Source organism: Acetobacter pasteurianus (genome assembly GCF_009914215.2).
In the GTDB taxonomy this organism is placed as follows: domain Bacteria; phylum Pseudomonadota; class Alphaproteobacteria; order Acetobacterales; family Acetobacteraceae; genus Acetobacter; species Acetobacter pasteurianus.
On sequence record NZ_CP039846.2, the window covers coordinates 2,647,664 to 2,662,027 of the forward strand.

Annotated in this window: 12 protein-coding genes; 6 read left to right on the top strand and 6 right to left on the bottom strand. The window is 52.9% G+C overall.

What is annotated here, in order from left to right; all coding sequences use genetic code 11:
- Nucleotides 1–15: 15 nt before the first annotated feature.
- The 4 genes from FCN51_RS25655 to FCN51_RS25670 are packed head-to-tail and all read right to left on the bottom strand — an operon-like array spanning nt 16 to nt 6,313.
- Entirely contained in the window at nt 16–1,467 is a 1,452-nt protein-coding gene (locus FCN51_RS25655; protein ID WP_310256887.1) for a TolC family protein, read from the bottom strand.
- Nucleotides 1,468–2,595 (bottom strand): ABC transporter permease, encoded by a 1,128-nt coding sequence (locus FCN51_RS25660; protein ID WP_124306054.1) that lies wholly within the window; start codon nt 2,593–2,595, stop codon nt 1,468–1,470.
- Nucleotides 2,595–5,330, bottom strand: a complete 2,736-nt coding sequence (rbbA, locus tag FCN51_RS25665; protein WP_310258518.1) for a ribosome-associated ATPase/putative transporter RbbA — start codon at nt 5,328–5,330, stop codon at nt 2,595–2,597. Before rbbA ends, FCN51_RS25660 begins: the two co-directional genes overlap by 1 nt.
- Complete coding sequence (locus FCN51_RS25670) at nt 5,330–6,313, bottom strand: HlyD family secretion protein (RefSeq protein ID WP_310256890.1); 984 nt, start codon at nt 6,311–6,313, stop codon at nt 5,330–5,332. Before FCN51_RS25670 ends, rbbA begins: the two co-directional genes overlap by 1 nt.
- A 413-nt stretch (nt 6,314–6,726) precedes the next feature.
- Here FCN51_RS25670 and FCN51_RS25675 point away from each other — a divergent pair, with 413 nt between their 5' ends.
- The 6 genes from FCN51_RS25675 to FCN51_RS25700 all read left to right on the top strand — a co-directional run bounded on the left by FCN51_RS25675 (nt 6,727) and on the right by FCN51_RS25700 (nt 12,008).
- The gene (locus tag FCN51_RS25675) at nt 6,727–7,002 is read left to right on the top strand and encodes a SelT/SelW/SelH family protein (RefSeq protein WP_456304873.1); all 276 of its coding nucleotides are present in this window, start codon (nt 6,727–6,729) and stop codon (nt 7,000–7,002) included.
- Nucleotides 7,003–7,585: 583 nt separating this feature from the next.
- Complete coding sequence (locus tag FCN51_RS25680) at nt 7,586–8,296, top strand: energy transducer TonB (RefSeq protein WP_012812946.1); 711 nt, start codon at nt 7,586–7,588, stop codon at nt 8,294–8,296.
- A 69-nt stretch (nt 8,297–8,365) separates the two neighbouring features.
- On the top strand, nt 8,366–9,379 hold the full coding sequence (locus tag FCN51_RS25685; RefSeq protein ID WP_014457254.1) for a MotA/TolQ/ExbB proton channel family protein: 1,014 nt from the start codon (nt 8,366–8,368) through the stop codon (nt 9,377–9,379).
- 33 nt (nt 9,380–9,412) lie between these two features.
- A complete protein-coding gene (locus tag FCN51_RS25690) occupies nt 9,413–9,832 on the top strand; it encodes an ExbD/TolR family protein (RefSeq protein WP_003627566.1) in 420 nt (139 codons plus the stop codon).
- A 54-nt stretch (nt 9,833–9,886) separates the two neighbouring features.
- The gene (locus FCN51_RS25695) at nt 9,887–10,327 is read left to right on the top strand and encodes an ExbD/TolR family protein (protein ID WP_012812288.1); all 441 of its coding nucleotides are present in this window, start codon (nt 9,887–9,889) and stop codon (nt 10,325–10,327) included.
- Between the two features lie 88 nt (nt 10,328–10,415).
- Nucleotides 10,416–12,008 carry a gamma-glutamyltransferase family protein gene (locus FCN51_RS25700; RefSeq protein WP_310256905.1) on the top strand — a complete coding sequence of 531 codons (1,593 nt, stop codon included), beginning with the start codon at nt 10,416–10,418 and terminating at the stop codon, nt 12,006–12,008.
- Here the strand turns inward: FCN51_RS25700 and guaD are convergent.
- Both guaD and FCN51_RS25710 read right to left on the bottom strand, forming a co-directional pair.
- Entirely contained in the window at nt 12,005–13,327 is a 1,323-nt protein-coding gene (gene guaD, locus FCN51_RS25705) for a guanine deaminase (protein WP_310256908.1), read from the bottom strand. The genes FCN51_RS25700 and guaD overlap by 4 nt on opposite strands.
- A gap of 4 nt (nt 13,328–13,331) precedes the next feature.
- Nucleotides 13,332–14,234: a LysR family transcriptional regulator gene (locus tag FCN51_RS25710; protein WP_003624361.1), complete on the bottom strand. Its 903-nt coding sequence runs from the start codon at nt 14,232–14,234 to the stop codon at nt 13,332–13,334.
- Nucleotides 14,235–14,364: the final 130 nt, after the last annotated feature.

The following is a 14,364-nucleotide window of genomic DNA, read 5'->3' on the forward strand; positions in this document are numbered from 1 at the left end:
ATAGGTGCTAGATTTTTACTGCTTGGTTGTTTGCGTATCCCAGCCACCGCCCAAAGCCCGCGCAAGGCGCACTGTTGCCAAAGCCTGCCGGGTTTGGGCACTTACCAATTCATCCTGCGCGGAAATCTTTTTTATCCGAGTTGTCAGAATATCCTGCATGGTAAACTGCCCGCCTTCATAAAGTCCTTGCGCCTGAGTTGTGGCGAGAGAGAGGGATGAAACTTCTCCGCTCAGGCTGGCAACATTCTGGTCTGCGCTAGAACGGCTTTCATAGGCATCTTCCACCTCTGCCAAAGCTGTCAGAACCGTTTGATCATACGATGCCACAGCCTGCTTTAGCTGAGAGTCCGCAGCGCGTATCTTGGCCTGTATGCGCCCAGCCGTAAAAATAGGCAGGTAGGCATTCACAGCCATAAGACCGCCAGAGCCGGATACACCCGGAATACCATCAAACCGCAAGCGCCCATCGCCACCAAAAAACTCTAACCCAAAACGTGGTAGCAAATCTGTTTTTGTGCTGATCAACCGCTCCAGATTGGCTTGCACAATGTTCTTTTGCAGCAGCACATCTGGCCTACGATCCAGCACTGTAGAGGGCAGTTCTGTAGCAGGGGGCGCTGGCACCCGATATTGAGCTGGTGCTGATAGATCCGGCGCCTGTTCCGGCGGCTGGCCGGATAGAATAGCCAGCCGATGCCGGCATGCATCAAACGCAGCAACCAGTAATGGCCGTTGTGCCTGCACCTGATTGATCTGGGCCGTTATGGTTTCCAGATCAGCTCGTGTTGTCTGGCCTGCATCAAACCTCGCTGTGGCATACCGCAAAAGCTCCTGCAGCGTGCGGGCAGATTGATCAAGCAACGCAATGCGTTGTTGCAGCCCACGCGCCGTAAGGTAATTGGCAGCCACATCTGCCGCAATGGCCATGTGTGTGCCATGCAGCACATCTGCCGCAGCCAAGGCCATATGTTGCGCTGCCCGCTTACGGGCACGGTTGCGGCCCCAGATATCTGGCTCCCACGCCATGGTTATGCCAGCCAGATGCCCATCTGTTGCCGGATCCTGAATATCAGGGTCTGCCATTTTCATAAGGGGCGGCACCGGGTGCCGCCAATCTACACCACCACCCATCATGCCGCCTGTGGCACCAATGGTAGGATACAGGGCGGATTTGGCCATTTGGGTATAAGCGCGAGATTCCTGCACGCGCTCTTGCGCCATGCGTATTTCCGGGTTGGCAGCCAGCGCATTTTGCACAAGCTGATCAAGCAACGGATCCTGCCATGCTGTCCACCAGTTTGTCAGGTCCGTAGGTTGTGCATCCTGCGGTGTAGCGCTGAACTGCGCCGGAACAGCCACCTGGGAAGGCGGCAGTTTGGTATGGAAAGGAGAGCACGCCACCAAGCCAGTGCAAAGAAGAGTGCTGAACAATAAGCGCGTAGAAGAGGAAGAAAGGGACATCAGCATTCAATCCTGGCGGGCAAGCATGGAACGGAAGCGAAGCAGCGCCATGGCAAGAAAGAGAGTGGAAGAGAACACAATAGCCAGCAGCGAAGGCCAGATGCTTTCCAGCCCCGCACCGCGATATAGAATGGATTGTGAGATTTTGACGAATTGTGTGGTGGGGAAAAACCGCACCAAGGATTGCACAGCCTCTGGCATACTTTCCACTGGAGTAGCCGCGCCAGAAAGCAGATAGGCCACGGCATAAACCGGCACGACCAAAAGCCCGAACTGCGGCATGGTGGGCGCAATGGTGGCCAGCATCATCCCCAGAGATGTTACCGAAAACAGGTATAAAATAAGGCAGGCAGCAAATAATAAAGGCGAACCAGAAATAGGCACCGCCAGCCCGATATGCACAATAACCCAAAGGGAAAGCATGCTGGCTACAAAGATAACAGCACCATTTGCCAGAATTTTCCCAATAGCAATCTGGCTGGCGGAAACTGGCAGAACAAGCAGGTGTTCAATGGTACCGTGCTCACGCTCACGAATAACGGCAGCCCCAACCAGCACAATGGAAAGAATTGTTGCGTTGGTGACAACCTGCATAACAGACGTAAACCATGCAGATTCACTATTCGGGTTAAACCGAATGCGGCTTTCTGGGTGAAACGGCATCAGCTTGTTGATATCGGGGGAGTGAAGCTGCGCTTCTACTTCACCCAGAAAAATCTGTTGCAGATAAACACTGCCAAGCCCGGCCTGCGTCATGGCCGTGGCATCAATCAGTTCCTGTATCTGTGGCGTGCGGCCTGCCAGTACATCGGCTTCAAAACGCGGTGGAATATCAATAACGAAATTGTAGCTTCCGTTATCCATACCCGTTTTACCGTCAATACGGTTGGTCAGGGTAGGGGGCTTGAAATAAGGCGGCAGCACAACAGAACGTAACTGGCGCGAAAGGGCTGAGTGGTCTTCATCAATAAACGCAACTGTTGCGTTTGCAACATCCACACGCACCCCATGTGCCACAAGAACAATGGCTGCAGAAAATGCAAAAACAATCAGGCCCATCAGCACAAAATCGCGCATCAGGCTGTGGAATTCCTTGCGGCATAGCAGGCCGACATTTATGAGCCAGCGCAGCATCACGTATCCTGCTTTTTCAAGAAAAGACGGGCCCCCACCATGTAAAGCGCGGCAAAACCACCCAATGCCAGATACATGGAAAGAAAGGACTTGATACCCAATCCCTTGGTAAAACTGCCAAGGCTAATAAGCTGAAACCACGAAGCCGGAAAAGCTTTGCCCAAATAGTAAGTAAAGCCGGTAAGCGTTGAAACCGGGTACAGCAAACCCGAAAAATTGGCAGACATAATCAGGCAAATAATGGCCGTGCCAAAAATAGCCGCCACCTGAGAACTGACAAAAGTTGAAATCAGTAACCCCAACCCGGTGCTTGCCAGAATATACAGCGTGGCCCCAATGCTCAGCCCAATAAAGGAGCCCTTAAGCGGCACCCCCAGAACGGTAACAGAAAGCGCCACCAGCACCAGATACGCCATACCGGCCAACGCCACATAAGGCAGTTGCTTGCCCACCAGATACTGCCCCGAACTGGCGGGGGAGGCATATAGATTCATAATGGAACCAATTTCTTTTTCCCGCACAACACCAAGTGCTGTGAGCATGGTGGGAACAAGAATAAGCGCCAGCATGATGGTGCCGGGGGTCATGGCAAAAATGCTGCGGAATTCCTGATTATACACAAAGCGCGGCACAATGCTTACGGGTATCAGGCTGGATGTTACGGATGCCGGCAGCGTTTTCTGCATGTTTGCAATATAGGTTAACAGCACGGCGTCTGTGTAAGAGCGCACATTGGCGCTTAAAAAGGGCATGGAGCCATCAATAACCACACCAATGGCCGGGTTACGCCCTGCGGCAACATCTCGCCCAAAACCGGGCGGAATATCCAGCCCCATTGCAACCTGCCCATGGCGTATGCGTGTTTCCAGCGTTTCGCGATCTGGCGAGAATGCGGTTTCCTGAAAATAGCGAGAGCCCCGAAACTGCTCCACAAGCTCTCGGCTGGCATGGGTATGATCGTAATCCACCACAGTGTAGCGAATGGTGTTGATATCGAACGAGATACTATAAGCCGAAATAAGCAGCAGAATGGTCGGGCCAAGAATAGCGAACATCAGGCGCAGGCGGTCACGCATCAGTTCCACAGCTTCACGCCGGGCAAAGGCCCAGCAGCGCGAAAACCAGCGGATGTAGGGCGGGATTGTCCGCATTGCGCCCGTTGCTACTGAGGCAGCCTGCTGGGGCTTGGCAACGGCTATGGAATTCCCGGCCTTTTCCAGGCACGAAATAAACGCATCTTCCAGAGTGGCAGCGCCTTCCTCCTGCGTAATTTCGGCAGGGGTGCCCATGGCCAACACCTTCCCCTTATCCATCAGGGAGATGCGGTCACATCGGGCGGCTTCATTCATAAAATGCGTAGAAACAAAAATGGTCACATGCTTCTGGCGTGAGAGCGCGACAAGATGTTTCCAGAACATGTCTCGCGCAGCCGGGTCTACGCCAGAAGTTGGCTCATCCAGAATAAGAATATCCGGGTTGTTAATGCAAGCTGCCGCAAGTTGCAGCCGTTGCCTAAACCCCAAGGGCAGGCCCGTTGGGCGGCTATCGGCCTCATCCGCCAACTGAAAGCTTTGCAGCATGTTTTCAACACGCTGTTTGGCCTCGGTTGATGAAAGCTGAAAAAGCTCGGCCTGCAACATCAGGTTCTGGCGTACCGTCAGTTCTTCATACAAAGAAAAACCCTGAGACATGTAGCCAATACGCATACGCGTTTTCATGTCTCCCGGTGTTATCGGGCGGCCAAACAGGGTTGCTGTGCCGCTGGTAATATCCAACAGCCCTGTCAGCATTTTCATGGTGGTGGATTTACCGCAGCCGTTAGAACCCAGAAACCCGAAGATCTCACCACGGCGGATACGGAAGCTTACATGGTCAACTGCCGTGAAATATCCAAATTTGCGCGTCAGGTTTTCAGCATCAATAACCGGGGGGCTGCCATCATCCTGATAAGGTGGAATTGCAAAATCAGAAATTTCCTTCTGATCCGCCGCAGGCAGCAGTGAGATGTAAGCCGCTTCCACCGTTGTGGTATGAGTCTGCTTCTTCACCTCATCTGTGGGGCCAGAGGCCAGAATACGCCCGTCATTCATGGCCACCAACCACGAAAAACGCTCGGCTTCATCCATATAAGCGGTTGAAACAATAACGGTCATGGAGGGGCGTTCAGCCCGCATTTGCTCCACCAACGCCCAGAACTGACGCCGAGAGAGTGGGTCCACCCCCGTTGTAGGCTCATCCAGAATGAGCAGGTCTGGCTCATGCACCAAGGAGCAGCACAAGCTGACCTTTTGCTTCATCCCACCAGAAAGGTGGCCTGCAGGCCTATCAGGGAAAGGCGCAAGACCTGTGGCATCCAGCAGATGCGTAATACGGTTGGCGCGGGTTGTGGCATCCAGCGCAAACAGTCGGCCAAAAAAGTCGATATTTTCACGCACGGAAAGGGTGGGGTAGAGGTTCTTGCCCAACCCTTGCGGCATAAAGGCCAAGCGGGAAAGAAAAGCCTCCCGCTCGGCTCTGTTGCTGATATCCACCCCAAGTGTGTGAATGGCCCCGCGCTGAAGATGCCGAACTCCGGCAATCAGCCCCAGAAGTGTTGATTTACCAACACCATCCGGGCCGATAAACGCAATGGTTTGCCCAGCAGGAAGGGTGAGAGAAATATCGTGCAGAACATCACGCCCACCATAAGCATGGCTTACGCCTTCAACACGAATTTCAGAAGCCGATACCCCCATTATCTGGCATCGCCAGACAGTGCTGCTTTGGGCCATGCCGCATCTGGCCGTTGCTTGATATAACCTTCACCTGTCATTCCGGCTTTTAGCAGTGTGCCCAGTCGTTTTTGCTCATTTGCGGTTACGCGCAGTTTAACGCGGTATACAAGCTGCTCTCGCTCGGTGGCTGTTTCCACATATTTGGGGGTAAACTGGGCCTGACTATCAATAAAGGAAACAGCGGCAGCAACCGGCGTATCCATTCCATCAAATCGGATGCGCGCTTCATCACCTATTTTTAGGTTGCTGATGGATGCTGTTGGGAAAAACAGCGTCATGTAAGGGTCCACCGGATCCAGCATGGAGTACACCCGCCCACCCGGCGGCAGAACACTGCCGGTTTCAATAACACGGTATTCAATCCGGCCAGAAACAGGGGCGCGGATAGTCATATCATCCAGCACGGTTTGAACCTGATTGACCTGCGCTGCGGCACCTTCCTTGGCGTGTAAGGCCTCCTGCACCGCCTGAGAAGCTGCGTTTACTGCGGCCAGTGCTGTTTCAACCTGCGTGCGCCGTTGCGTAACCTCCATATCGGAAACGAGGTTTTGCTGCCGCATCTTCTGGGCATGGCGCAGCTCATCACGCGCAAGTTGCAAGGCCGACTGCCGCGCCACAAGTTCAGCCGAGGCCCGACCAGCTGCGCTTGCTGCGCGATTTTGTTGCGCACTTGCCTGATCGTATTGTGCCTGAACAGCCGCTTTATCTTCCTGCGCAAGAATTTGGCCGGAGGTTACGTTATCACCTTCCTGCGCCAGCAACTGCGTAATGCGCCCCGGATATTTAACAGCCACATCCACACGGGTAAATTCCAACCGCCCATTGCCGTAAATGATACCATCAGGAACACTTTGAGCCACTTGATGCTCATGCCATGCGAACGCTCCGCCCGCGACCGCAAAGAGAGAAAGAGCGATAATTGCAATTTTGGCAGGAGCTTTCACAATAAACCTTGCTAAAAAAACGGATCACAACACATCAAAGCGCAGAATGCAGACGAGGCAATATGATTAAATTATGACATAATGGTCAAGTTATTATTTTCCACACACAAACTCTCTCCAAAAAACCTGCATAGACCATGATTTTCCAAAGCTATACAGAGTAAAAGAGAGCTAAAAATACCTCAATGATCTTGATCAAAACAGCCACAAAACGCACTGAATCTTACAGAACACAAATTGACATTCCGTTCATTTTTAAAAGCGCATTTGCACCGTATGTACTCCAATAAACTCTAACAAAGTTATTACATAAAAACGTCTATATCGCTTTAAAAATAGACCTTGCTGTAGCAACTCTATAATGCGCTCATTCGTCTTTAAAAATTATCCGCGCAAAAAAATGGAATATGCTCATGCCCTTGCCTCGCGTTTCTATTTACTACTGCACACAGTGCAACTGGCTTTTACGTGCAGCATGGATGGCGCAGGAACTTCTTTCCACTTTTGGAAATCAGCTTGGTGAGGTTGCTCTCTGCCCGGACACAGGTGGAAAATTTGAAATTCGCGTAGATCATGAAGTGATATGGGAACGCAAGAAAGACGGGGGCTTCCCCAACCCCAAAGAACTCAAGCAGAGAGTCAGGAACATTATCGATCCAGAAAAAGATCTCGGCCATATAGATCGATAAAAGTGAGCACATTCACGGTAAGGTTGGAGAGATATTTTTATCTCTCTCATCCATATTCAAACTATTCTTTCAATATCTTAAAGCATAATTGAGTTTTTAAATTTCAGAAGCAGAGAACGATTACAAACACCTTATTTTAACCCACATAAGCAATAACTCAGCATTACTCCCAAACTCCCTAGAAATTTCGTTTGCTGAGCACGTATTTCGTCATGCGTCTTGGTATTCTTTTTACAAAATAACACCTCCAGAGAAGAGCGCATCTTTTATCGTGAATATCGCAACACTCTAAAAATAACTATTTTAATAGTGATTTTATAATTGACTCATTTTTTTATGTCATATTTAAATATAAATCGTATCGTTTCGTTATTTTAAGTGAGAGCTGACATGCGCTGCTATGATTCTGACAGCTACGCCTTTCCCGATCACTATTTGGCAACGAGGAAGTGCTTTTTTTGTTTTTGGTAAGAAACGAAAATTTATCTTACCTTCAGAAAGTAACTATTTATCAGGAATAATATTTTTCTAGAGTTGCTTTTTCAAAAGTTTCTCAAAAAAGCAACGGAGGGAAACTGGCGTAATGCAGGATAACTCTCAACAGACAGAGGGGAAGGAGCGTTATGTTCTTCGCGCTGGCGGTGCGGTTGGAGCTGGAGCGCTTATAGCGGTTCTTCTTTTGCATGGAGCTGGTGTGTGGGGGCTGATGTATGGGATGGGCACGAAGGCGAGCGTGCCTGTCGAGCATCCGCCGATCAAGGCTGAGATGCTGCCACCACCTCAGCCGCCACCGCCGCCACCTCCACCGCCGCCACCACCACCGGTGATGGCCGAGCCGCCGCCGCCATTTATTCCGCCACCCAAAATCAAGGTGCCACCGCCACCCAAGCCGCCCATCAAGCACGTGGCCAAGGCGCCGCCCAAACACCCGGCGCCCCCACAAACCAAAACGGCGAAGGCCCCACCAGCCAACACCGAGCCCGCAGCCAGCGCACCCCCATCCGATGCGCCGGACACCACGGCCGGCACCGCGCCGCTCAACCACGTGCAGCCGGTCTATCCGCCAGAAATGGAGGAAGACAACATTGAAGGCCGCGTGACAGTAGCCTGCGATGTGGAGCCTACGGGCATGACCAGCAACTGCCAGGTGCAGTCGGTCTCCGGTGGTCAGGCCTTTGCGCAGGCGGCGTTGGATTACGTGCACAAGGCCCGCTATCGCCCGGCCACACGCAATGGCGCACCGGTGAAGGAACTGCACAAGGTCTACGTCATTCGCTTTAGGCTGGATGACTGAGATCAGCTTACGAACATACTAACGGATTGCCCGGCCCATAACGGCCACACCCCGCCGGATCGGGCCCTGATGATGAGGATTATGAGGAAGATGACCAGACTGCCCCGTTCTTTTGTGTCAGGTCTTGCGGCTCCGGCTCTGGCGCTGCTGATGAGCACTGCAGCCCCAGTGGCAGCCTTTGCCCAGGATGCGGCCCCCGCAGCGCCTGCGGCCACGGCACCGGCTCCTGATGCGGCGCCATCTTCCGCACCGGCACCTGCCGCCACACCGGATGCAGCCCCTGCGGCTCCAGCACCCGCCGCCAGCGCTCCGGCCGAACAGGCCCCACCTGCGGCAGACACCAAGGAAGAAGCCAACCCCTACGGTCTGGGGGCCCTGTGGTCCAATGGGGATATCATTGCCCGCGGCGTGCTGCTGATCATGCTCACCATGTCTCTGGGCACATGGTATATCATGATCACCAAGTTCATTGAGCAGGCCCGCCTGTTTGCGGCCGCCAAGGAAGCCACCAAAAGCTTCTGGACCAAGCACAGCATTCAGGAAGGGGCTTCCGCTCTGACCTCCACATCCCCGTTCCGCTACATCGCCGATACCGGTATTGTGGCTGCCGAGCACCATGAAGGCACGATGCAGGAAAGCATCGACCTGCATAGCTGGACGGGCATGTCCATCCAGCGCGCGGTGAACAACATCCAGAACAGCCTGCAAAAGGGTCTGGCGTTTCTGGGCACCGTGGGCTCCACCTCTCCGTTCATCGGTCTGTTCGGCACGGTGTGGGGGATCTACCATGCGCTGACAGCCATCGGCATTGCCGGTCAGGCCTCCATCGACAAGGTGGCAGGTCCGGTGGGTGAATCCCTGATCATGACGGCCATTGGTCTGGCCACCGCTGTGCCGGCCGTTCTGGGCTACAACCTGCTGGTGCGCCGCAACAAGACCGCCATGGATCTGGTGCGCGACTTTGCCTCTGACCTGCAGTCCATCCTCATCGGGGGTGTGCGTCATGGCGCTGCGGTAGACCAGATTGTGGTGCGCCCGGACAACTCCCCCACCACGGCCACGGTGTCCAACCGCGTCGGATAATCAACGGGTCAGGTCAAGGCAAGGAGAACGCTTATGGGCATGCAGGTTGGCGATAGCGGCGGGGAAGACGACGTCGTCTCCGCCATCAACACCACACCGCTTGTGGATGTGATGCTGGTGCTGCTGATCATCTTTCTGATCACCATTCCGGTGGCGACACATACCGTGAAGGTGCAGCTGCCCAAGGACATGAACCAGCCCACCCAGACCAAGCTGAGCAATGTGGTTCTGGCAGTCACGGCGGATGGTCAGACCTTCTGGGATGAAACGCCGATCAAGGACCGGGCCGACCTTCTGGCCCGGCTGGAGAAGGCGGCGGTGCAAAAGCCGCAGCCGCAGATCCAGATCCGCGGGGATGTGACCACACGCTATGAGAGTGTGGGCCGTCTGGTGGCGACGTGTCAGGAAGCGGGCATCAGCCATATCGATTTCATTACGGAAAAGCCGAAATAGGCAGGGGCGGGTGGCGCAGCACGCCACCCCATCCTGTGGGGGAGAGCACAGGCCATGGGCATGAATGTTGGCTCGGAGAGCACAACGGAAGATGAAGGCATTGTCGACATCAACACCACGCCGCTGATTGACGTGATGCTGGTGTTGCTGATCATGCTGATCATCACCATCCCGTTGCAGACGCAGGCGGTCTCGATTGATCTGCCGCAGGGCAACCCGCCGCCCAGCACGGAAGAAACACCTGTGGTGACGCTGGTTGTGGATTTTGACAACTCGCTGACCTGGAATGGCCAGCCCATCAATGGCGAGGCCGATCTGCAGGCGCATCTGCGTGAGATCGCCAGCGGGCCAGAGGCCTCCCGCCCGGAGTTCCACCTCCAGCCCAACCGTCTGGCCGACTACAAGACCGTCATCCACGTCATGGCCGACGCACAGCGCCTCGGCGTCACAAAACTCGGAATCGTCGGACAGGAACAGTTCGCTGACGGTAAGTAAAGGGGGGAGGAGTTTGACCTGCTGGTGTGGCCAAGTATCTGATACGTAGTATTATCTTATTCCCATTCATGAAAAACGGTTGATTGTCATGCAGCATACATTCCAGTCGGGACGCGGGATGGTGACATCACCGCATCATCTGGCCAGCCAGAGCGGCCTTTCCATACTGAAACAGGGCGGCACAGCCCTAGAGGCTGTTGTGGCAATGGCCTCTACCTTATGTGCCGTTTACCCACATATGACCGGTATTGGAGGCGATGCTTTCTGGCTGGTTTCCTACCCAGATGGCCGGGTAGAAGTTATAGAAGCCTGCGGTGCCGGTGCTTTACAAAGTTCCATAGAGGCATACCGGAACGCGGGCCACACCACTGTGCCATGGCGTGGGGGCTGGGCCGCCAACACAATGGCTGGCACAGTATCTGGCTGGCAGCTTGCGTTGCAGCAGAGTGCATCTATTAAAAATTCTCTTCCAATAAATGTGCTTTTGGAAGATGCCATCTGGTACGCTGAAAACGGCTATGTTGTTTCAGAAAGTGAAGCAGCACTTCTGGCTTCCAAGCAAAATGAGCTTTTGCAAAATAAGGATTTTGCGCAGTCTTATGCGCCAGATGGCAAATTGTTTCAGCATGGCATGGTGCGTAAGAACCCGGCATTAGGGCATACGCTACGCCAACTAGCCCAAGATGGACTGCAAAGCTTTTATACAGGTGCTACCGCACAAGACCTTTTGCAGGATCTACAACGAATAGACAGCCCCTTAAGCTCTGAAGATTTTTCATCACATGAAGCTGTCTTCAAAAAGCCGCTTTCTGCAAAGCTAAAGCATGCTCAAGTTTACAATGCGCCACCTCCAACACAGGGTGTGGCGTCTTTGGCTATTCTACAGCTATTTGAAAAACTGGGCGTGCAGGAAGGCGAGGGGTTTGCCCACATACATGGGCTGGTAGAAGCCACAAAACAGGCTTTTCTGTTCCGCAATGCGCATGTGGGTGACCCGCAATGGATGACAGAAGATGCTCAGGCTTTTCTAGACAATGAAGAACTCTTTTCCGAACTGGCGCATAAAATTGACATGCGGCATGCTTCCCCTTGGCCTCAGCCCTCACAGGCTGGAGATACGACGTGGATGGGGGCTATAGATTCCTCTGGCGTTGCTGTCAGCATGATACAGAGCCTGTATTTTGAGTTTGGATCTGGCGTTTTTCTGCCGCAAACGGGTATTCTATGGCAAAATCGCGGGGCTTCCTTCCAACTGGAGGAAGGCGCATGGAATGCCTTTGTACCGGGACGTAAGCCTTTCCATACCCTTAACCCAGCTCTCGCGCATTTTGATGATGGCCGCGTGATGGTTTACGGCACAATGGGGGGCGAGGGCCAACCCCAAACACAAGCTGCAATTTTTACGAGATATGCAGAATTTGGCACCCCCTTGCAGCAGGCGGTTACAGCTCCACGTTGGCTTTTGGGCCGCACATGGGGCAGTGAAAGCCAATCCTTGAAAGTGGAAAGCAATATGGATGCGGGCGTGGTCGCCAAACTGGAAAAAGCAGGTCACCCTGTAGAACGTGTTGCTCCTTTTTCCGATATGATGGGGCATGCAGGCGCCATTGTGCGGCATACAAATGGTGTGCTGGAAGGTGCTGCTGACCCACGTAGTGATGGATGTGTGGCGGCTTTTTAAGGCCGCTCATACACAGCTTGCCCATTCACCAACGTTGCTTTTACGCTGCGGTCATCCCCCAAGATCATCAACGGAAAAAGCATGTCCTGCACTGTCTGGCAGTGGGCTGTTCTTTGCGCAAGCAGAGGTGTGGCAGCCGGGTCCAATATACAAAGATCCGCCTCCATACCGGGTGCGATGCGGCCGATTTTTGTATCCAGTTTAAGAGCTTCTGCCGCTCCAGCCGTTGCAAGCCAGAAAGCCTGAATGGCTTGCAACCGTTCTCCTCCAGCCATGAGAGAAACTTTATAGGCTTCTCCCATTGTGCCGAGCATAGACAGAGTTGTGCCAGCACCAACATCTGTCCCCAGCCCGACATGAACGGGTCGATCTGACCGAACAGCATCAAACAGCTTAAATAAGCCGCTACCCAAGAACAGATTGGATGTGGGGCAATGCGCAAGCGTGCATCCGGCATGATGGCAGTGCTGAAAATCTGTTTCCTGCAAATAAATGCCATGCCCAAAAATGGAACGCGCACCAACCAGACCAGCTTGTGCATACACATCCAGATACGAAGCAGAGTCTGGAAACAAGCTGGAAACGGCTTTCATTTCATCCATATTTTCCGCCAGATGTGTTTGCATAAACACATCGGGGTGGCACGTAAGCAGATCCCCCGCCATTTCCAGCTGTTCTGGCGTGCTGGTAATGGCAAAGCGCGGTGTTACCGCATAAAGTTGGCGGCCTTTATTGTGCCAGCGCTGAATTAAAGCGGTTGAATCATCATACCCAGTTTTGGCGGTATCACGTAGATTGTCTGGTGCATTGCGATCCATCAGCACCTTGCCTGCAATCATACGGGTTCCGCGTTTTTCTGATTGCCTGAAAAATGCATCAACCGATTGCGCATGCACAGTGCAATATACAGCAGCCGTAGTTGTTCCATTCCGCAAAAGCTCGTCCAGAAATGCGCTGGCAACAGCTTCTGCGTAGGCGGAATTATCAAACTTGGCTTCAGTTGGAAAAATATACTGCTCCAACCACGGCAAAAGCTGCTGCCCCCACGAAGCGATAGCTGGCATTTGCGGATAATGGACGTGCGTATCAATAAACCCGGCGGAAATAATGCTATCCGGGTAATGCGTAACCGGAACAGCCTTATCCAGCTTGGGAGCAAGGGCCGCATAAGGCCCACAGTCCGTTATGCGGCCAGCTTCCATTATAATCAGGCCGTCTTCTTCAATGCTCAAACTTTCTTCTGGAGCCACCATAAAAGGGTTGTCCTTGAAAGTGATATAGCAACCCCGAATAGCCGTTTTTGCTGAAGAGACTGGCATGATTTTATAGCTGTTCCAGAAAGAAATTTTCAATTTCGCTAATAATAAACCGTGCTGCCGTAGAAAGCTGGCGAGAACGATCTACACACAAAGCCAAGGACAGTGGCGTAAGTTTTTTATGGACAATAGGGGTGAAAGCAAGCTGCTTTTTTTGCACCTCATCATAGGCATCCAGATAACTTAAAATCCCTATTCCCGTACCTTCCAGCACCAGAGATTTGATCATCTGGATATTATCTGCACGTGCAACAGCGGCAATTTCTATCCCTGTTTCGGCTTCCAAAAGCCCGATGGGCCGCCAAAGCGCAAGAGGCGGCGAGGGCACAATAACCGGGTATTCCGCTGCCACACTAAAGCGTGCCTCGCTCAACGCCGCAACAGGATGAGAGGGCAGAGAAATAAACCCTAGCGGGATTTCCTTATGTGCCCGCACGGTCAATTCCCGCATGTGGCTTGGGTTGAACATTAGGGCAAAATCTGCGTGCCCCTTTACCAGAAGCTCTCCCATATTCTGGCTTTTGCGCACATGCACACTCACCAGAATACCTGGGTGACTTTCACGCAACCGCCCCAGAAGAACTGGCAGAAAACCTTTGGTGAGCGCATCTGGGATAAGAATATCCGCCGTGCCCTGCCGCAAGCCTTTAAGGTTATCAAGCTGGATTTTAAGCGTATTTAAATCGCGCGACCAATGGCGGCAGGATGTTAGCAATAACTCTCCGGCAGTTGTCAGGCGCAGGCCTGTTGGCAGGCGCTCAAACAACAGCGTGCCCAGCAATTTTTCACCCTGAAGGATCTGCCTATCAATAGCAGAAGCGGCAATATGCAGTTCGTCCGAAGCCTTACGGATTGAGCCATGCTGAGCAACAGCCATGAAGTAACGAAGAAAACGGGAAAAAACTGGCATTTGCTTTTGCTCTCATTTTGCGAACGCACCATGCTGAATTATGTCATATACAAGAACGATGCGAATGTGAAACATTATGCTTGATTTTATCGTCGTTGTCAGGGGCATGAATCAGATTGTTTTCGGGCAA